18 protein-coding genes are annotated in these 18,330 nt (G+C 62.3%); 10 read left to right on the plus strand and 8 right to left on the minus strand.

Annotation, left to right across the window (positions count from 1 at the left end; genetic code table 11):
• The first annotated feature begins 570 nt into the window (after nt 1-570).
• The 3 genes from nrdF to HMI59_RS10200 all read left to right on the plus strand — a co-directional run bounded on the left by nrdF (nt 571) and on the right by HMI59_RS10200 (nt 3,940).
• The gene (nrdF, locus tag HMI59_RS10190) at nt 571-1,545 is read left to right on the plus strand and encodes a class 1b ribonucleoside-diphosphate reductase subunit beta (protein ID WP_071416546.1); all 975 of its coding nucleotides are present in this window, start codon (nt 571-573) and stop codon (nt 1,543-1,545) included.
• Between the two features lie 665 nt (nt 1,546-2,210).
• On the plus strand, nt 2,211-3,545 hold the full coding sequence (locus tag HMI59_RS10195) for a hypothetical protein (RefSeq protein WP_193593556.1): 1,335 nt from the start codon (nt 2,211-2,213) through the stop codon (nt 3,543-3,545).
• Between the two features lie 53 nt (nt 3,546-3,598).
• Nucleotides 3,599-3,940, plus strand: coding sequence for a YciI family protein (locus HMI59_RS10200; RefSeq protein ID WP_071416549.1), 342 nt, complete (start codon nt 3,599-3,601; stop codon nt 3,938-3,940).
• On the opposite strand, the gene HMI59_RS10205 is transcribed toward HMI59_RS10200, so the two are convergent.
• Complete coding sequence (locus tag HMI59_RS10205; protein ID WP_193593557.1) at nt 3,909-5,246, minus strand: HNH endonuclease signature motif containing protein; 1,338 nt, start codon at nt 5,244-5,246, stop codon at nt 3,909-3,911. The two genes, HMI59_RS10200 and HMI59_RS10205, sit on opposite strands and share 32 nt — an antisense overlap.
• Nucleotides 5,247-5,321: 75 nt before the next feature.
• Here HMI59_RS10205 and HMI59_RS10210 point away from each other — a divergent pair, with 75 nt between their 5' ends.
• Nucleotides 5,322-5,816, plus strand: coding sequence for a hypothetical protein (locus HMI59_RS10210; protein ID WP_193593558.1), 495 nt, complete (start codon nt 5,322-5,324; stop codon nt 5,814-5,816).
• A 40-nt stretch (nt 5,817-5,856) separates the two neighbouring features.
• Here the strand turns inward: HMI59_RS10210 and HMI59_RS10215 are convergent, their stop codons facing one another.
• Nucleotides 5,857-6,948: a YhcG family protein gene (locus HMI59_RS10215; protein ID WP_193593559.1), complete on the minus strand. Its 1,092-nt coding sequence runs from the start codon at nt 6,946-6,948 to the stop codon at nt 5,857-5,859.
• A gap of 60 nt (nt 6,949-7,008) precedes the next feature.
• Here HMI59_RS10215 and HMI59_RS10220 point away from each other — a divergent pair, with 60 nt between their 5' ends.
• On the plus strand, nt 7,009-7,500 hold the full coding sequence (locus HMI59_RS10220; RefSeq protein WP_193593560.1) for a DNA alkylation repair protein: 492 nt from the start codon (nt 7,009-7,011) through the stop codon (nt 7,498-7,500).
• 102 nt (nt 7,501-7,602) lie between these two features.
• A complete protein-coding gene (locus HMI59_RS10225) occupies nt 7,603-9,114 on the plus strand; it encodes an FAD-dependent oxidoreductase (RefSeq protein ID WP_193593561.1) in 1,512 nt (503 codons plus the stop codon).
• On the opposite strand, the gene HMI59_RS10230 is transcribed toward HMI59_RS10225, so the two are convergent.
• Complete coding sequence (locus HMI59_RS10230) at nt 9,111-10,097, minus strand: hypothetical protein (RefSeq protein WP_166187292.1); 987 nt, start codon at nt 10,095-10,097, stop codon at nt 9,111-9,113. The two genes, HMI59_RS10225 and HMI59_RS10230, sit on opposite strands and share 4 nt — an antisense overlap.
• Nucleotides 10,098-10,229: 132 nt before the next feature.
• On the opposite strand from HMI59_RS10230, the gene HMI59_RS10235 reads away from it, so the two are divergent.
• From HMI59_RS10235 to HMI59_RS10245, 3 genes are all read left to right on the plus strand, one after another.
• Entirely contained in the window at nt 10,230-11,033 is an 804-nt protein-coding gene (locus HMI59_RS10235) for a thioesterase family protein (RefSeq protein ID WP_193593562.1), read from the plus strand.
• Complete coding sequence (locus HMI59_RS10240) at nt 11,033-11,791, plus strand: lipoate--protein ligase family protein (protein WP_193593563.1); 759 nt, start codon at nt 11,033-11,035, stop codon at nt 11,789-11,791. The genes HMI59_RS10235 and HMI59_RS10240 overlap by 1 nt, the downstream gene beginning before the upstream one ends.
• Nucleotides 11,792-11,852: 61 nt before the next feature.
• Nucleotides 11,853-14,180: an FdhF/YdeP family oxidoreductase gene (locus HMI59_RS10245; RefSeq protein WP_193593564.1), complete on the plus strand. Its 2,328-nt coding sequence runs from the start codon at nt 11,853-11,855 to the stop codon at nt 14,178-14,180.
• A gap of 6 nt (nt 14,181-14,186) precedes the next feature.
• Here HMI59_RS10245 and HMI59_RS10250 read toward each other — a convergent pair whose 3' ends face one another.
• The 3 genes from HMI59_RS10250 to HMI59_RS10260 all read right to left on the minus strand — a co-directional run bounded on the left by HMI59_RS10250 (nt 14,187) and on the right by HMI59_RS10260 (nt 16,366).
• Complete coding sequence (locus HMI59_RS10250; RefSeq protein WP_193593565.1) at nt 14,187-14,858, minus strand: MBL fold metallo-hydrolase; 672 nt, start codon at nt 14,856-14,858, stop codon at nt 14,187-14,189.
• Nucleotides 14,855-15,940 carry an S-(hydroxymethyl)mycothiol dehydrogenase gene (locus HMI59_RS10255; RefSeq protein WP_193593566.1) on the minus strand — a complete coding sequence of 362 codons (1,086 nt, stop codon included), beginning with the start codon at nt 15,938-15,940 and terminating at the stop codon, nt 14,855-14,857. The genes HMI59_RS10250 and HMI59_RS10255 overlap by 4 nt, the downstream gene beginning before the upstream one ends.
• 168 nt (nt 15,941-16,108) lie before the next feature.
• Entirely contained in the window at nt 16,109-16,366 is a 258-nt protein-coding gene (locus tag HMI59_RS10260; RefSeq protein WP_193593567.1) for a mycoredoxin, read from the minus strand.
• Between the two features lie 182 nt (nt 16,367-16,548).
• Here HMI59_RS10260 and HMI59_RS10265 point away from each other — a divergent pair, with 182 nt between their 5' ends.
• A complete protein-coding gene (locus tag HMI59_RS10265) occupies nt 16,549-17,295 on the plus strand; it encodes an SOS response-associated peptidase (protein ID WP_255527676.1) in 747 nt (248 codons plus the stop codon).
• Between the two features lie 11 nt (nt 17,296-17,306).
• On the opposite strand, the gene HMI59_RS10270 is transcribed toward HMI59_RS10265, so the two are convergent.
• Nucleotides 17,307-17,705, minus strand: a complete 399-nt coding sequence (locus HMI59_RS10270) for a hypothetical protein (protein WP_193593569.1) — start codon at nt 17,703-17,705, stop codon at nt 17,307-17,309.
• A 46-nt stretch (nt 17,706-17,751) separates the two neighbouring features.
• Nucleotides 17,752-18,291 carry a TetR/AcrR family transcriptional regulator gene (locus HMI59_RS10275; RefSeq protein WP_193593570.1) on the minus strand — a complete coding sequence of 180 codons (540 nt, stop codon included), beginning with the start codon at nt 18,289-18,291 and terminating at the stop codon, nt 17,752-17,754.
• Nucleotides 18,292-18,330 lie beyond the last annotated feature (39 nt).

Genomic DNA, 18,330 nt, shown 5'->3' on the forward strand with positions numbered 1-18,330 from the left:
GCGGCTAACACGGCCCCTCAAGAAAGTCCCGGATTCGAGACGGTTCCAATAGCAAGTTGGACTGTCGAGTCTACAGGAGTTTTTGGTCGTCTGTCGACGACCCTCCGTCCGGGCATACCGCCTAAGGAGGTGATGGCATTGGCGCGAGTACGTACTACGATCCGCCGTACCATCCGCATCACTGTCCGCCCGCTCTAGGGCGCCAAGTGTGCTAAATCACGACTCGACAGGGAGGAGGTAATGCTAATGGCGAAGGGTTCTTACCGCAGCGCCAAGACCGGTCGCTATGTGACGCCGAAGTATGGCAAGTCGCACCCGTTGACTACGGTCAAAGAGTCGAAGTAGCGCACAGGAATCCGAAGGGTTTCTGGTTCCTCACGACTATGAGCGGACTCGCTTTCACGAGTCCGCTCATAGTCGTGTTTGCGTGTGTGCGGCACGGAATGCGCGCTCGTGTGAACACGCCCACTTACGTACCTATAAGAGCTACAAATGAGGGCTTGTGCAGCTAGGATTGGGAGCTAGAAGCCGCTCTGCTCTAGCGCGCAAACCATCGGTGAAGGGAAACACATGACCGAGAAGGTCAAGCTGCTGACGCACGTCGAGGCCATCAACTGGAACAAGATCCAGGACGAGAAAGACGTGGAAGTCTGGAACCGCCTGGTCAACAACTTCTGGCTGCCGGAGAAGGTGCCGCTGTCCAACGACGTCCAGTCCTGGCACACGCTGACTCCGGAAGAGCAGCAGCTGACCATGCGCGTCTTCACGGGCCTGACCCTGCTGGACACCATCCAGGGCACCGTGGGCGCTGTCTCCCTGATTCCGGATGCGCTGACCCCGCACGAAGAAGCTGTGTACACCAACATCGCTTTCATGGAGTCGGTGCACGCGAAGTCGTACTCGTCCATCTTCTCCACGTTGTGCTCCACCAAGGAGATTGACGACGCTTTCCGCTGGTCGCTCGAGAACGAGAACCTGCAGAAGAAGGCGCAGATCGTCATGGACTACTACCAGGGCGACGATCCCCTCAAGCGCAAGGTGGCCTCCACGCTGCTGGAAAGCTTCCTCTTCTACTCGGGCTTCTACCTGCCCATGTATTGGTCCTCGCGCGCCAAGCTCACGAACACGGCCGACCTCATCCGCCTCATCATTCGTGACGAGGCCGTGCACGGTTATTACATCGGCTACAAGTTCCAGAAGGGTCTGGAGAAGGTTTCCGAGGCCCGCAAGCAGGAAATCAAGGACTACACGTTCGAGCTTCTCTTCGAGCTGTACGAAAACGAAGTCCAGTACACGCACGACCTCTATGACGGCGTCGGCCTGGCCGAGGACGTCAAGAAGTTCCTGCACTACAACGCCAACAAGGCCCTCATGAACCTCGGCTACGAGGCCATGTTCCCGGCCTCCGTCACCGACGTGAACCCGGCCATCCTGTCGGCACTTTCCCCGAATGCCGATGAGAACCACGACTTCTTCTCCGGCTCGGGCTCCTCCTACGTTATTGGCAAAGCTGTCAACACTGAGGATGAGGACTGGGAGTTCTAAGGGCTGTCAGTCGGGAGCTACTTATGGAAAACCACTAAAACTTTCCCGAACAAACTGGGCTACCGCTTGGGCAGAAAACGACCCCGCATGCACGGCATGCGGGGTCGTTTCGTTCGTGCGAAGTCCTGCAATAACGGAAGGAAGGCCTGGGACGTTATCGTCCGCTTTAATGTTGTCCGCTGCGGCATGGGTTTGGTTGATATCTTTGATCGACTTCATCAGGGCCGGCTGGCTTCGATCGTTCCGTTGAGATTGGACGGGCTGATTTCAGTCAGATTCGATAAGCCCACTACGGCTATGGCACCGACGAGGACTCTAACCAGCACCACTACGACGCTCTTGACCACTAAAGGGCCCTTTGCGATGAGTCTGACTCTGCTGCGGATGGCTGCGCGCGATCAAGGCCCCGGAGGAAAGCAGGCATGAGTCTCTTCGCCGACAATCGCCCCGGCCCTGCAACGGTGATGATCTCCGATCCGCCGCTGAGGGAAGCCGCACGGATCCAAATCCCGACTAAGGCATGTTTCCCTCGCCACGCTGCAGCGGAGCGGTGCAGCGTGGCGGGCAATGTCTTGCATCATCATGCGGGACACTGAAGACGGCACAGCAGAGGAGCCTCGGCTCTTTCAGCACTAAGTAGAACTACTGAAGCCTTGGAGAGACCCATGGATGGCGAGATTCAACTGATCAGTGATGGAGATGGCTTAGCTGTGCTGGGCGAGCCGGCTGCCGTCGAGACGTTCCTTAGCTCTGAGGGCCTTGAGTCCAGGGAACTCGGACTTCAGCGCCTCGGTACCGCTTTGGGTGCTGCAGCTGGTGTACTTCAAGCCAGTTCAGAACTTGCAGCTAATTCCGGCCGTTGGGTCAAGATGACCAAGGAATCTGCCGAGCTCGTCAAGAAGTATGGCTTGATGAAAAGCAAAGCGACCGGCCTTGGCTTAGGTGTTGTGCAGGCAAAGGGCGGTCAAATCAAGGGGATAGTCCAGTTCGCGAAAGTGCCCGGAGCGATGATCACCAATCCCGCAGTGCTTTCTGGCGCTGCTGGCATCATGTCCCAGATTGCAATGCAACAAGCTATGGATGAGATCAGCGACTACTTAGCGGCGATCGATGAGAAGGTCGATGATCTGCTTCGGGCACAGAAAGACGCTGTGTTCGCTGCCATGATCGGCGTGGACTTGGAAATCGAAGAGGCGCTGACCATACGGGAAAATGTGGGTCGGGTCTCGGAGACGACATGGTCGAAAGTCCAAGCCACTTCAGCAACGCTTAAGAGCACCCAAGGATATGCGCTTCGTCAGCTGGATGCGCTCGCAGATAAAGTCGGGGTCAAGGGCAGGCTCGGCGACCTGGCCGACACGCTGGATGAAATCGAGCCCAAGGCGAGGGAGTGGCTGGCCGTTCTGGCACGGTGCTTCCAACTTCAAGATGCCCTCGCCCTGCTTGAGCTCGATCGGGTGCTGGACACTTCTCCGGAGGAACTCGACGAGCATCGACTCGGCTTGAAAGCTGCCCGTGAACAGCGCCTGAAGCTGATATCGCAGTGCTCAGAGCGCCTGCTGGCGAGAATGGCAACAGCGGCTCAGACGGCAAATTCCAAAGTGTTATTGCACCCTGCTGCAAGTCGAGCGGTTGTTTTCTCCAGTAATCAGCTTGCAGCGGGAGTCACCGACTTCAACGGGACTCTTGGCCTGAAAGAAGTGCATCGGGATTGGGAAGCCAAGCGATGGACGGAGGCGGCGACCGAGCTTAGGGACAGGGCCCTTGAAACCGGCGCCGAAGGCGCGACCGCTGTGCGTCGGATGGGCGTGGAAACGGTCGGTCGGGCAAAGACGGCGAAGGATAGAGCTCTTGACGCTGGAGCCGAGAGCATCGACGCTGCTCGGCGTATGGGCAATGAGACTCTGGACCGCGCAAAATTGTTTTCGGACCAGCTGACCAACGGCCTTTCGGGGCGGGTTCTGCGCCAGCGCAGTCAAGGAAGCGAAGAGAAATACTAGAGTCTCGCCAGAAGCTGTTTATTTACTTCAGCGCCCAACCGACGGAAGCCAGCATGACCAAGTACCTGATCTCATTCCCCGGCGAAGCCATGATGATTCCGGAAGGGGAGTTCCAAGCCGTCGCTGATGCTGCCCGCGCAGTCATTGAGGAAGCCAAAGAAGCAGGAGTCTACGTCTTCGGCGGCGGGATCAATGAAGACGTTGCACCCGTGCGGGTCTCGGGCGACGGCATGGTGGAGCCGGGCACCTATCCTGGGCACACGGTCCCTAACGGCGGATACACCGTGCTGGAGTTGCCGTCGCGCGAAGACGCCATTGAGTGGGCGGCAAAGATCGCTGTGGCATGCCGCTGCCCCCAGGAACTCAGGGAATTCCAGTACGATCCCGCGAGCTGACGCCCTCGTGTCCCGGTGGCGGTGGGGCGGTTGAGTGGTAGTTGTGGCCGGTAGGTGTGGTGACTTGAAGGGTGTGTCTGGCGCCCGGGATGGGCTTAGTGGTCCAACCGGGGCTTTGTTTGGTGTGATTGCAGTTCTCGCAGAGTCCTGCGGCGTTGCTGAGGGTGGTTTTGCCGCCTGAGGCCCAGGGAACGATGTGGTCGTAATGTCGGATCGGCGCGTCGCAGTAGGGGGTGGCGCAGAGGTGGTCGCGGGTGTCGATAAAGCGTCGCATGCCTGCGGGAAAGAATCTGGCCCGTGAGTCCATGGCCAGGAGTTCGCCGGTCGCGGGTGCGGTGTAGAGACGCCGGAGCCAGATGTTGAATTCGGGACCCGGGTTGCTTGTCCCTCCGCCGGAGGTTTGGTCGGTGGGTCTTCTTTCGGTGGTGAGCAAGTTCTTGGCCCATTCGGCGGGGACAGTGCCGTAGCCGGTGAGACGAGCAGGGGTGGAGTCGCCTTGGAGCAGGGTGCGGTCGGTCATGATCAGATGCAGGTCGATGCCGGTGTAGCCGTGCCGTGTGCCCGTAAGTTGTTCGGTGAGGGTGTCAGCCATGACTTGCCCTCTGGTACGGGTGTCTCCGTTACTGCGGGCTGTGGCGGCGGCTTGGGTCAGGGCCTTGTAGGCGGCAACTCCTTGAGCGACTGGCAGCAGCGCGGTGAGGTAGGTCATGGTGTCCGGGGCCGGCCGGAGGCTGACATTGCGTTCGGTGGCGGCGTGGGCGGCGCGTTGGGTGATGGAGCGGGGGTCGCGGCGGTAGGCAGCTGCCCTGGCGGTGCTGATGATGGTTTTGTCACCGGCGCCGTCGAACGTGCCAGTGTCCGCGGCGAGTTCTTCGTCCACGGCGCAGCGGTCCTCGGCGGAGAGGCAGGCAGTTTCCTTGACGAGGAGCGTGGCGCGCCATTCGTTGAGTTTGCCGGTTTGAAGGGCGGCGAGGGTGCGAGGCATTTCAGTGACAAGGGCTTTCGCCAGGCCGAGGAGCCGTGAGCCTTTGTTGGGTGATTCACGGCGGGCGAGGGCCACCTGGGCAGCGGTGCTGCGGCCTTGTTCGGTGGCTGGGACTCCGGCGTCGGCCTGTTCCTGCCGCTGGGCAAGATCGAACGCCACCGCGACTCTGGCCTGCAACGCCGAGATGGCCGACTTCATATCCTCCAGAACACGAAGCTGATCTATGAGGTCTTTGCTGATGGTGCCGGCGCTGAGAGAGTCCTTAAAATCGGACAGCACAAGGGCCGGTGGTGTGGTTACCAACTCCCGGCCTTCGCTCATATCTTTACGATGCCACGAGGCACTGACATTTTTGGATCGATAGCTGAGAGGTCGAGGGGCGGGTAGAGTCCCACCATGAAAGCGCGCTGGGCGGGGCCGGTCATTGTGGGATTTGCGGTATCAATCGGAACTGTGCTGGGTGCCTGCTCGGCTCCGACCGCGGGGCCCTCGCCGTCCTCCGAGCCCTCCCTGGTATCAGCTTCATTGCAGCCCAAGCTGCGCTTGGTGACGGTAGATGCACCCCAGGACAGCGCCATGGACGCGGGTTTCACGGGCACATTGAGCGTGGATGCGAACGGTTGCGTCTACGCGCATCCCGGGGGTATTGAGTCGGATGTGTACACGATGGTGTGGCCCCAGGGCTATTCCGCGCAGGGAGACGGCAAAGCCTTCGAAGTCGTCGACGCGGACAAGCATCCTGTGGTCCGTTCAGGCTCCGAGTTTGAGCTCGGCGGCGGGCACGTCAATGCGCCACGTGACAATTGGACGGAGAAGGACTGCATCAAAGGCAGTCTGTGGCTGGTCGCACCACCGGACTTCAGCCAGGTCAGCCAGCCTCCGGGCGGCTGATCGTCTGAGCCCGGACGCCAGCCCCCTAGCCACCCAGCACCTAGCCACCCAAGCGTTCTGCCTCGCTGGCCAACTCAGCCTCCAAGGTTTCGATGCTCGGCAGGCTGGAGACGATCTCGTCCGGCAAGGAGTCGGCCAGGGAAGTGCGCCATTCAGCAATGCCGATGGGGGTGTTGAAGCCCCGCAACGCGTACTCGGCCACCACGCTGTTCTTTTCCTTGCACAACAGCAGGCCAATGGTGGGTTTGTCGTCCGGGTGTGCCATCAGGTCATCAACGGCTGCCATGTACATGCCCAATTGACCAAGGAAACCGGGTTCGAACTTCACGGCTTTGAGCTCAATAACCATGTAGCAGCGCAGCTTGAGATGGTAGAAGAGCAGGTCGGCGAAGAACTCGTCCCCGTTGATCTCCAGCCTGACCTGTTCGCCCACAAATGCGAAACCCTGCCCCAGCTCCAGCAGGAACTTTTCAACGTGCTTCACCAATTGCAGCTCCAGCTCCCGCTCCGAATGCCTGTCCGTCATGGCCAGGAAGTCAAAGACGTACGGATCTTTTGTGGCCTGCTGTGCGAGGTCCGAATCAGCAGGAACCATGGTGGACGCGAAGTTGGTGATGGCTTGGCCCGAGCGCTCGTGCAAGCGCGTTTGGATCTGGTGGACCAGGACGTTGCGCGACCAACCGTGTTGGGCAGCTGCCGCCGCGTACCAAAGCCGCGTGGCGCCGTCGTCGAGCTTTTCCAACAGGGCGATCTGATGGTACCAGGGCAATGTTGCAAGCGGCGCTTGCAACATCGGGAAGTCCGGCCAGGCCTGGGCGAAGCTCTTCATGTACCGCAGGTTCCTGGGGGAGAAGCCTTTGGCCTCGGGAAAGCGAGTACGGATATCTGCCGACAACCGTGTAACGACCTTGGCGCCCCACCCTTGCTCAGTTTCCCGCTCGGCAAGTTGCCGCCCGATGCTCCAATAGGACTGCAGCAGTTCACTGTTGGCGGCCGCGGCCGCGCGTGTCCGCCCAACGTGCACCTCCTTGGCAACCGTCTGAAACAGAACCGGGTACCAGCTGGGCATGGACGAGGCCGGGGGTACTCCCGGGAAGGATGCTTCGGTTTCGGCAAGCTCCTGCGAGGGCATGATTCTCCTGTCGGTGGCTGGTGGAACCACGCTAGGCGGAGGCACTGACAGAATAGGCGTGTGAGTGATGCCGGTGAATTCATCGACTACACCCTGCAGCGCGAGTCCTCGTGGGAGAAGGCCTTCGCGATCCGCGAGCGGGTAGGTCCGGGCTTAAAGGTCTACGGGGCCTCCGTCGGTGCTGTCCGCGGAACCGTTCGGGACGCACTCAAACGCTACAAAAACCTGGACCATGACCAGATCACGGCGCTGAGCTCGGAACTCTGGGCTGAGCCCGTCTTTGAGCGGAGGCTTGCGGCGGTGGTTCTGCTGCAGTCGAAGGCGCCGCTGCTGGACAACACGGACCTGACCCGCCTGGAAGGCTTCTTCCGGAACGCCGGCAGCCAGGAATTGACGGATCCGTTGGCCCGGCACGTCGTGTGGCCCCTGGTTCAGCGCCTTGATGGACAGAACCGCCTCCGTGCCGAGCGGGTCCTCGCGCGATGGGCTGCCGATCCGGACCCGGCACTGAGGAGGGCGGTCGCGGTGGTGGCGGACTGCCGCACTCCCTGATAAGCGACCCGCCCCCTTGATAAGCGATGAGGACACGCCTAGCGTTTCCAACAACGCATGCCAAAGGCAATTTTTTTGTGAATTGAAGGGGCAGGTTGTTCGATGAAGTCACTCTGGTTGGACCGTGTTTCCGCATTCCGTTCTGATGATCTTCCCGAGGACAAGCACTTCGACACGATAGTGGCGGGAGCCGGCCTCACCGGTCTGGTGGCCGCGCTCCTGCTCTCCAGGTCCGGGCAGAAGGTGGTGGTCTTCGAAGCCCGGACGCTGGGTGCCGTCACCACCGGTAATACGACCGGAAAACTGAGCCTCCTCCAAGGCGGTGCCCTGTCTGCCCTGAGAAACCAGTACTCACTGAAGGTGGTCCAGGCCTACGTCGAAGCAAATCGGACCGGCCAGGCCTGGCTGACACAGTACATGGAGCAGCAGGGCGTCCCCTTCCAGACCCGGACGGCGGTGACTTTCGCAACCAGTGACGACGGCGGCCAACGGCTCCGCAAGGAGGCCGCGGTTTCGCGGGACGCCGGTTTGGATGTCCATTTCAGCAAGGATGCCGGCCTGCCGTTCCCCGTAGTGGAGGCTCTGGAACTCGAAGACCAGGCCCAGATCAATCCCATGGACGTCCTCGAGGCGCTGGCCAACGACATCCGCGGGCACGGGGGCCTGATTGTCGAAGGCGTCCAGGTCCAGAACGTTGGTTCCGGCCAGCCCATGGACGTGACCACCCGGAAAGGCACTTTCACAGCGGACACGGTGGTGGTGGCCACGGGAACTCCGATCCTGGACCGCGGCCTGTACTTCGCCAAACTTGAGCCCAACCGCTCCTACGCGGCGGCCCTGCGCTTACCGGGAGACGCGACGATTCCCACCGGGATGTACCTCTCCATGGATCCGCCCACCCGCTCCCAACGGACCTACCCAACACCCGAGGGCGATGAGTTGCTGCTGGTTGGCGGGTACGGACATCCGGCAGGCCGGGCGAAGTCTCCCCAAGCACACCTGGATGCGTTGCTGGGCTGGGCCAGGGAAAACTACCCGGGAGCCGAGGTAACGCACACCTGGTCTGCGCAGGACTACCAGGCCACCAACTTGATGCCCTTCTTCGGCAAGCTGCCCAGGGGCCATGGCCGGATCTTCTTCGGCACGGGCTACAACAAATGGGGCATGAGCAACGGGGTGGCCGCCGCGTTGTCCATCACCCAGGACATCCTGGGCGGCCAGTCGGATTGGGCCACTGTCATCCACCACCGGGTGACGTCCCCGCAGGGTGCGGCCCAGGCGGTCCGGCTCAATGCCGGGATAGCCAAACGCATGGTGGAGGACAAGGCAAAGGTGCGGAGCAACCCGGAGATCACGGACGAAACCCGGCCGCCGGAGGGGAGCGGCGTCGTCGGCCTGTACAAAGGTGAGCCTGCAGCGGTCTCCACAGTAGACGGCAAGGTGTGCAGGGTTTCTGCCAGTTGCGCCCACTTGGGCGGCCTGCTGACGTGGAACGACGCCGAAAAGTCCTGGGACTGCCCCCTGCACGGCTCAAGGTTCACGCCGGACGGGACGTACCTTGAAGGTCCGGCGACCCACAACCTGCAGAAAACCGTGGGCAAGAAGCAGGGCTAACCCAACCGTTCGACGCGCCGCCGGGCCTGGTCCGCGGCGCGTCGCTGTTGGGTAGCGGCCCGTACCGCGCGCTTCTTGTCGGACTCGGCCGCTTCGGCGTCCCTCGTGATCCCAATGAGTTCGGCCTCCAGGGAAGCAAGGCGCTTCTTGCACTCCTCGATGTCCGCTTGCACGGCCTTGCGCCTGCGCTCGATCTCCTTGACCGCGTTCCACGCTTGTGTCGCCGCCTCGTCAGCTTCCTTGGCTTCGGACTCTGCGGCGTCGAATTCCGCCTGGGCTTCCTCGAGGGCTGCCTTCTTCTTGGCAGCACGACGCTCAGCCAAGGAGGTGGCTTCTTCCCCGGGTTTCTTCTCTTTCGTTTTGGGCTCGTGCTGGCTCTTGGGTTTGGACAGGTCCTTGGGTTGGGACTGGCCCTCTGGTTGGGACTGGGCCCCGGGTTTGGCATGGCTCTTGGGTGGGGACGTCGGCTCGGGTTTGAACTCCCCGCCTGCCACGGCACCGTCCAGGTCAACTTCTTCGAATCCACTGCCGCTTAGCCCCCGGACCAGCCGCCCTGTGGCAACGGCGGCGGCAGCACCGGCGTCGGCCATCGCCGCCCGGAACGTCCGTTCGACGTCGGCAGCTGCCGCCGCACTCAGCGGGAAACCCAGCTCCGCTGCCAGGTCCCTGGCATCGTGCACGGCGCCCGTCAGCTCGCCCTGACGCTGCAGGCCCAGTTGCCGGAATGCGTCCGCGTCGCCGTCCTCCTGCGCGGCCCGCAGGGAAGCTCCAAAGCGTACGACGCCGTCAATCACCTCGGGCTTGTGAACGGCCAAGGCGTTGATCGCCCACGCGCCGGCGGCCGGTTTGCCCAGCTTTCCGATGTCCTTGGCAAGCTCCTTGTCGCCTGCGTCCTTGGCTTCGCGGACCAGTTCCGAACGGCGGGCGGTGAAGTCGCGGGGCACCACGGCGTACAGCTCCTGGGCGGCATCACGAAGGTCCATGCCTTCATCCTAGGAGCCCCGAACTCCCGCACCGCGGTTATGACCCGAGTGCGGACTCCAAGCGGCAGATACAGGGCCAATCAGCGGATACAGTGGTCTGAGTTCACATGCGATATTGGCGAAAGGCTCGGCTTGTCTACTGCATTACCGGAACTGGCGCAGGGGGATTTCTACTACGAATCGCTGGGCAACGGCCTGTACCGTTCAACGATCCACGCGCAGGGCGCCTGGAACCCGCACGAACAGCACATGGCACCCGCGTCCGGCATCATGGCCGATGCCCTCCTGAGGCACGAACCGCGCGACGACGTCCGAATGGCCCGCATGAGCTACGAAATCCTGGGCCTGATCCCGGGAGGTACTTTCGAAGTCACTACCTCAACCCTGCGCCCGGGGCGGACCATCGAGTTGGTCCAGGCAGAGCTGACGGCTGCCGGCCGGGTGGCTATCAGGGCCACAGCATGGCGGATCATCACCAGCGACACCAGCGCCATAGCCGCCGTCGAAGACGAACCGATGCCTGCGCCGGATGAATGCAAGCCTTGGGATGGAGCCAGCGTCTGGCCCGGCGGGTACATCAGCTCCCTGGAAATGCGCATTGCCGAAGGACACCGGCCGGGTTCGGGCAGGGTCTGGATCCGGACGGCCCATCCGTTGACGGACAGGGAGGACAGCTCCGACGTTGCCCGCCTGATGGGCCTGGTGGACACAGCCAACGGCATCGCTGCACGCGTGCCTCCGGGCAAGGACAGCTACATTTTCCCCAACGTGGACCTTCAGATCCATATGTACCGGGAACCGGCCGGTGAATGGCTTGGCTTGGATAACAGGGTGTCCTTCGGCTCTGACGGAATCGGCCTGACTTCCTCGGTCCTGCACGACCACTCGGGCCCCTTTGGCAGGGCAGAGCAGATCCTGACGCTGAGGAAGAGCTGATGACTGAGCAGGACCCCTCAACGCCGCAGCAGCCTCGTCTTACTGTTTACCGGCAGCCGGAGTCTCTGGGTGCGGCCGAGGACCTCGACTTCGCGCTCGAACTCCTGCAGCGCACCCGGAGCGGCCGTCTGGGTCCGTCGCTGAGGCTCTATCGGCCACTCCCCACGGTGGCGTTCGGCCAGCGGGATGCAAACCTCCCGGGATTCGAAGCGGCAGCAGATGCCTGCCGGCGGTTGGGCTTCGAGCCTCTGGTCCGGAAGGCCGGCGGGCGGGCGGCCGCCTATCATCAAGGCACGCTCGTCATTGACCATATTGAGCCGCACCCGGACGCGATCGTTCAGGCGAAGGCGCGGTTCTCGCAGTTCGGTGAGCTGTTGGCCGGCGCGTTGCGCAGGGTTGGCGTCCATGCCGCCGTCGGCGAAATCGCGGGCGAGTACTGTCCCGGCGAGTTCAGCGTCCATGGACAATCACTGGATTGGCCGGAGCACCGCATCAAGCTCATCGGCACGGCGCAGCGCGTGGTTTCAGGCGGATGGTTGTTCAGTTCCGTGATCGTTGTGGAGGATTCCGCGCCCATCCGTGAGGTCCTTACGGCCAGCTATGCGGCCTTGGGCCTTGAGTGGGACCCGGCGACGGCGGGTGCTGCGAACGATCTCCTCCCCGGCCTTGACGTCAAGACAGTTGAGGACGCAGTGGTCGAGGCTTACCAAAGTTACGGGCACATCGTCGACGGCGACTTCCGCGCATTGCTCGCCTGAACGACGGCACAGGCATAGATTGAAAACGTAACATCGCCAAGACTGAAACTCCGGTGGAACGATGGCACGGAAGAAGCACCCACTTCAGGACACCGACGCTGAACTGACGGTCGGGCGGCCCAAACGCTCGGCGGCAGGATTGCCCAGCCTCAGCGAAACGTTGCCCCATGCTCTGGCCGGGATGGGACCCGCCCGGGCCTGGAAGACCTTGACCGCGGTGAACCAGAAGGACGGCTTTGATTGCATGAGCTGCGCCTGGCCCGATCCGCCGGAACGGAAAGCCGCCGAGTTTTGCGAAAACGGGGCCAAAGCCATCGGCTGGGAGGCCGAACCCCTGAGGATTCCTTCTTCGTTCTGGGGAGAGAATTCCTTGGCTTCCTTGGAGACACGGTCTGAGTATTGGCTGGGCCAGCAGGGCAGGCTGGTTGAGCCGGTTTTCAAGGCGGCCGGCTCGGACCATTATGTTCCAGTCTCCTGGGACGAAGCTTTCAAGGTCATTGCCCGGGAGCTCAACGGCCTGGATCATCCGGACCAAGCCACCTTTTATACGAGTGGCAGGACCAGTAACGAAGCTGCGTTCTTGTACCAGCTCTTTGTCCGCGCTTTTGGGACGAATAACCTTCCGGACTGTTCCAACATGTGCCACGAATCCACCGGCGTGGCCATGGGGGAGACCATCGGCGTGGGCAAGTCAGCCATCACCTACACGGACTTCGCGAAATCGGACCTGATCATCATCATGGGCCAGAATCCGGGGACCTGCCATCCGCGCATGTTGACCGCGCTGGAGGAGGCAAAGCATGCGGGTGCGGCGATTGTTGCGGTCAATCCTTTGCCCGAAGCAGGCTTGATCAACTTCCGGAACCCGCAGAAGCCCTTGGGGCTCATGGGCAAGGGGACGGATTTGGCCGACCAGTTCCTGCAAATCCGGCTTGCCGGTGACATGGCGTTGTTGCAGGCCGTTTCCAAGCGCGTCCTGGATGCTGAACGGGCGGCACCCGGAACGGTGCTCGACCGCGCTTTCATTGACCGTCACTGCAGCGGTTTTGTGGGTTTCGCCGCCCAGATGGCTGCATTGCGGGAAGAGGACGTCCTGGTTGCCACAGGGCTGACGAGCGCAGAGATCGACGAGTTGGCACAGAGATACATCCGGGCTGAGCGGGTGATCATCACGTGGGCCATGGGTCTGACGCAGCACAAAAAGGCCGTTGCGACCATTAAGGAAATCATCAACCTCCTGCTGCTGCGCGGTAACATCGGTAAGCCCGGAGCCGGTCCTTCACCCATCCGCGGTCACAGCAACGTCCAGGGTGACAGGACCATGGGCATCTGGGAAAAAATACCTGCCTGGTTCCTGGACGCGCTCGGGGAGGAATTCGGATTCGAACCGCCACGGAAACCCGGGGTGGATTCGGTGGACAGCATCAAAGGCATGCGGGATGGCAGCATCAAGGTGCTGGTGGCTTTGGGCGGGAACCTGGTCCACGCGATCTCGGACACCGAGGTAGCCGAGGACGCCGTGCGGAAGACGCGGCTGTCAGTGCAGATTTCCACCAAGCTGAACCGTTCCCACGCTGTGACGGGGGAGCAGGCCCTGATTCTCCCGGCCTTGGGGCGTACGGAGATCGATGTACAGGGCGGAGTGGAGCAGTTCGTCACGGTCGAGGACACGGTGTGCGCAGTCCATCGTTCCGCGGGCCGGCTGGCGCCGATCGGGGAACAGGTCCTGTCCGAAGTTGCGATCGTCACCAGGATGGCCGAGGCGGTTTTGGGCGGCAAAGTGCCGGTGGATTGGGCCGGCATGCGGCGGGACTACGACTCCGTCAGGGAACACATTTCCCACGTTGTGCCCGGCTTCGAAAACTTCAACACGAGGATCCGCGCGGTGGACGGGTTTGTCCTTCCGCATGGGCCGCGGGACAGCCGGACCTTTCCCACCGCCACAGGCAAGGCGATGTTCACGGTGAACGCCTTGGAAACCATCACGGTGCCCCAGGGGCGGCTGATGCTGCAAACGGTCCGTGCCCATGACCAGTTCAACACCACCACCTACACCATGAATGACAGGTACCGGGGCATCAAGAAGGGGCGCATGGTGTTGATGGTCAATCCCGGGGATTTGGCGGAGTTGGGTTTCGCGGATGGCGCGTACGTTGACGTTCACAGCGAAGCCGACGACGGCGTTGACCGTGTGCTGCGCGGGTTGCGTTTGGTGGCGTACCCCAGTGCCAGGGGTTGCGCGACGGCCTACTACCCCGAGGCCAACGTGCTTGTGCCCTTGGAGTCGACGGCCGAGGGCAGCAACACCCCGGCCTCCAAGTCGGTGATTATCCGGCTGGAGCCGGCTGCCGCCCCGGTGTTTGGGGCAGCAGCCGGCCTCCGGACGTGATGGGGGCTAGTGACCCCGTGCGATCCATTCGTCCAGGTGCGGCTTTTCGGCGCCGATGCTGGTGGACTCGCCGTGGCCGGTCAGAACCACGGTGTCCTCAGGCAGGGAGAGGAGCCGTGTCCGGATGGATTCGATGATGGTGGGGAAATCGCTGTAGGACCGTCCGGTAGCGCCGGGACCACCTTGGAAGAGGGTGTCTCCGCTGAAAACGGTGTTGACGCTTGCTCCTGGTTCGGCCGGTTTTCCGTGGCCCGGGAGGAGGAACGACACCGATCCGGGGGAATGGCCCGGAGTGTGGAGCGCCTTCAGGGTGGCACCGGCAACAGTGAACTCCTCACCGTCCTCGATCGCCTTGTCAGGGTCGTGGTCGGGGAAGACCGCGTGCCACAGCATCCAGTCGTCCCGGTGCAGGTGGACGGGTGCCTTGACCAGGTCGCGGAATTCTCCGGCGTAGCGGATGTGGTCGTCGTGGCCGTGGGTCAGGAGGATCGCGGTGACCTTCCGGCCATGGACGGCCTCTGCGATTTCGGCGGGGTTGTGGGCCGGATCGATGACGAGGCACTCGGTGTCGTTGCCAATGATCCAGACGTTGTTATCCACCTCCCAGGTTCCCCCGTCCAGGGAGAAAGTTCCTGAGGTGACGACGCGGTCGATCCTGACGTTGCTTCCGGACGTCACAGTTCCACCACCGATCGCAGGACGGCGCCCTCGTGCATCTTGTCGAAGGCCTCTTCCACCTGGTTGATGGTGATGCGTTCGGTGACGAAGGCGTCGAGATCGAGCTTGCCTTGCTTGTAGAGGTCCACCAGCATAGGGAAGTCGCGGGAGGGCAGGCAGTCCCCGTACCAGGAGGACTTGAGGGATCCGCCCCTGCCGAAGACGTCCAGCAACGGAAGTTCGAGCTTCATCTCCGGGGTGGGAACGCCTACCAGGACGACTGTTCCGGCGAGGTCGCGGGCGTAGAAGGCCTGCTTGTAGGTTTCGGGGCGTCCGACGGCGTCAATGACGACGTCCGCGCCGAAGCCGCCGGTCAGGGCGCGGATTTCTTCCACGGGGTCCCCTGCCGATGAATCCACGGTGTGGGTTGCGCCGAGGTCCTTGGCGCGTTCGAGCTTCTTGGGGTCGATGTCCACGGCGATGATTGTTGTGGCCCCTGCAAGCGCGGCTCCGGCGATGGCGGCAACGCCAACACCACCGCAACCGATGACGGCCACCGAGTCGCCGCGCTTGACGCCGCCGGTGTTCAGTGCCGCGCCCAAGCCGGCCATGACGCCGCAGCCGAGCAGTCCGACGGCGGCGGGATCGGCGTCGGGGTCTACTTTCGTGCACTGGCCCGCGGCCACGAGGGTCTTTTCGATGAAAGCGCCGATGCCCAGGGCGGGAGAGAGTTCCGTGCCGTCCTCGAGGGTCATCTTCTGCGTGGCATTGTGCGTGTTGTAGCAGTACTGGGGCTCGCCGCGCTTGCAGGCCCGGCAGTTGCCGCAAACGGCCCGCCAGTTCAGGACGACGCGGTCACCGGGTGCTACGTCGGTGACGTCGGGGCCGACGGCGCTGACTACGCCGGTTGCTTCGTGGCCGAGCAGGAACGGGAAATCGTCGCTGATGCCGCCGAGCTTGTAGTGCAGGTCTGTGTGGCAGACGCCGCTGGTCAGGATGTCCACCAGGGCTTCTCCGGGCCCGGGTTCGGGGACCAGGACGGTTTCGAGGGTTGCGGGCGCCCCTTTTGAGCGTACGACGACGCCTTTGACTGCGTGGACCATGAACGTTCCCTTCGGACTGGCGGAGCGCGGGCCTGTCCCATGCGGCACGTTAATGCAGCAAGGCCCGCTACGGATTCCCATTCTGTCTATCACACGTGGCAGACAGGGAAGGGATTGTTCCGTGGCGGGCCTGTTGCGTGGTCCTACGCGGCCAACGACTGGCGGGCTTTAGGCCGCGAGGCGGTTCTCGACTTCGGCAGCGGAAGGGTTGGTGGCGGCAGTGCCGTCAGGGAAGAGAACGGTGGGGACGGTGCGGTTGCCTCCGTTGAGCTGCTCGACGAGTTCGGCGGTGCCTTCGACTTCCTCGATGTTGATCTCGGTGTAGCCGATGCCCTTTGCGTCAAGCTGCTTCTTCAGGCGGTTGCAGTATCCGCACCAAGTGGTCGAGAACATGGTGACGGTGCCGGAGTCGGGGGTGAAATCCACAGAGCTCTCCTAGGTATTGTTCGTTTTCACGCTGGTTGGTTCGTTGGTATCAACGGTAACGCGACGGCGAATAATTCCCTGCTCCGTGCGAACGCCGGTTACGGACGGGGCAGCTCCGGCCGCGGTGCTGGTGTGCGGGGCGTGGACAAGGCAGACTGAGTGGCATGTGTGGACGTTATGTCATGGCCCGTGCCGTGGGTGACCTTCTGGCCGAGTTCGACGCCGAACTGGAGAAGGAAGTCGCCCTCGAAAAGTCATGGAACGTTGCTCCGACGGACACGGTCCCGATTGTTCTGGAACGCGTGGTGGAGGAGTCCGTCAAGCGTCAGCTGCATGTGGCGAAGTGGGGCTTGGTGCCGTCGTGGGCGAAGGATGCCAAGGGCGGCGCCCGCCTGATCAACGCCCGCAGCGAGACCCTCCTAGAGAAACCGTCATTCCGCAAGGCTGCGGTTGCCAGGCGTTGCGCTGTGCCTGCCGATGGCTACTACGAATGGAAGAAAGGTGAGGGCAAGAACAAGCAGCCCTACTATGTCCACCCCGGAAACGGTGGCGGCGTGGTGTTCGCCGGCCTGTATGAGTGGTGGCGGGATCAGTCGCTGCCCGAAGACGATCCCGCGCGGTGGCTGCTGTCGATGTCGATCATCACCGCAGACACCCCGACGGCGGAATCAGCGCGAACGCGGCGCAGTGCTTCTGTTTTCGATGAATTGACGGCACTTCATGACCGGGTCCCGTTGCCCATGAGCAAAGACACAATGGAAGCCTGGTTGGATCCCAAGGAAAAAGACGCCGAAGAACTCGTCCGGATGGTCCGCTCCCGCGCCCATGATGCCGCAGCGGACTGGACGCTGGATGCGGTGGGTGCCGCCGTCGGAAATGTCCGTAACAACTCACCGGAACTTATCGAACCGGTCCAAGCGCTTTTCTAAGTACTGCCCTTTTAGGATTCTTGGAACTCTTCCTTGACGGGGACGCCGGACTGGAAGTCACGCCCGTCGGCTTCGCTGAAGGCAGTCATCACATGCCCTTTGGGAAGGCCTTGGATGGCGGAGGCCGGAAAGCTTCCGGTAATCACGTTTCCCGAATGTTCCACACCTTTGATGTCATAGTTTTCCTCCGCGCTCAGGGCGTGGTTGAAGGAGAAGAACGAGATCGCCTCACCATTCATGAACTCGATGCCCAGCCTTCGCTGATTGGAGTAGTCTTCGTTGGCGGCTACCAGTCCCACGACGTAGGCGCCGGAATCAGGGACGTTGCCATCCAGTTCGAAACGCGCCACCAGGTTTTGGTCCGTGGCGGTGATACTGACCTGCTTCAGGAGTGCGTCTTGGGTGCTCATGCCACCATGTTGCTCTGCGGACCGGCTTGCGTCCACCCCTTGCAGGTCATCCTTCCAGAAGGCGCCGGACGTTGTCCGCCACGGTTGAACGCTCCATTTCCTGTCCGTGCCGGGCAGTCAGCAGATGCAATGCCAAGCCGTCACTGTAATCGGCAACAGCTTCCGCCCGGGATCTCGCATCGTGCAGTCCCATCGCCTGAAGCAGGCGCTCCAGGCTGGAAACCATGCGTTCGTGACCGGCGGAGACGACCTCGGGACGGTCCAGGGCAAAAGCGAACCTTGCCCGGGTCAACTCGGCGTGTTCACCGGCAAGCGCAAGGACCGCGCCGGCGAGTTGGTCTGCCAACTCCGGCACCGTCGTCGGGAGCCCTTCCATTCCTTGACCCCGCAGGAGCCGGGCGTCGCGCGCTTCCACATGATCGACGGCGGCAGCCACCAAAGCGGCGCGGCTGCGGAAATAGTTGGACGTTGTTCCGACGGCGAGGCCCGCTTGGGCGTCAACCGCCCTGTGGGTGAGGCCCTTGAGGCCCTTGGCCGCGACGATTGCCACGGCGGCGTCGGCTATTTCGGTGCGTCGGTCCGGCATGGAGGAAGTCTAGCCTTGAACCATGGTTTTACTACAAAT

Origin of the sequence: Paenarthrobacter sp. YJN-5 (assembly GCF_015040095.1) — a bacterium.
Lineage (GTDB): Bacteria > Actinomycetota > Actinomycetes > Actinomycetales > Micrococcaceae > Arthrobacter > Arthrobacter ureafaciens.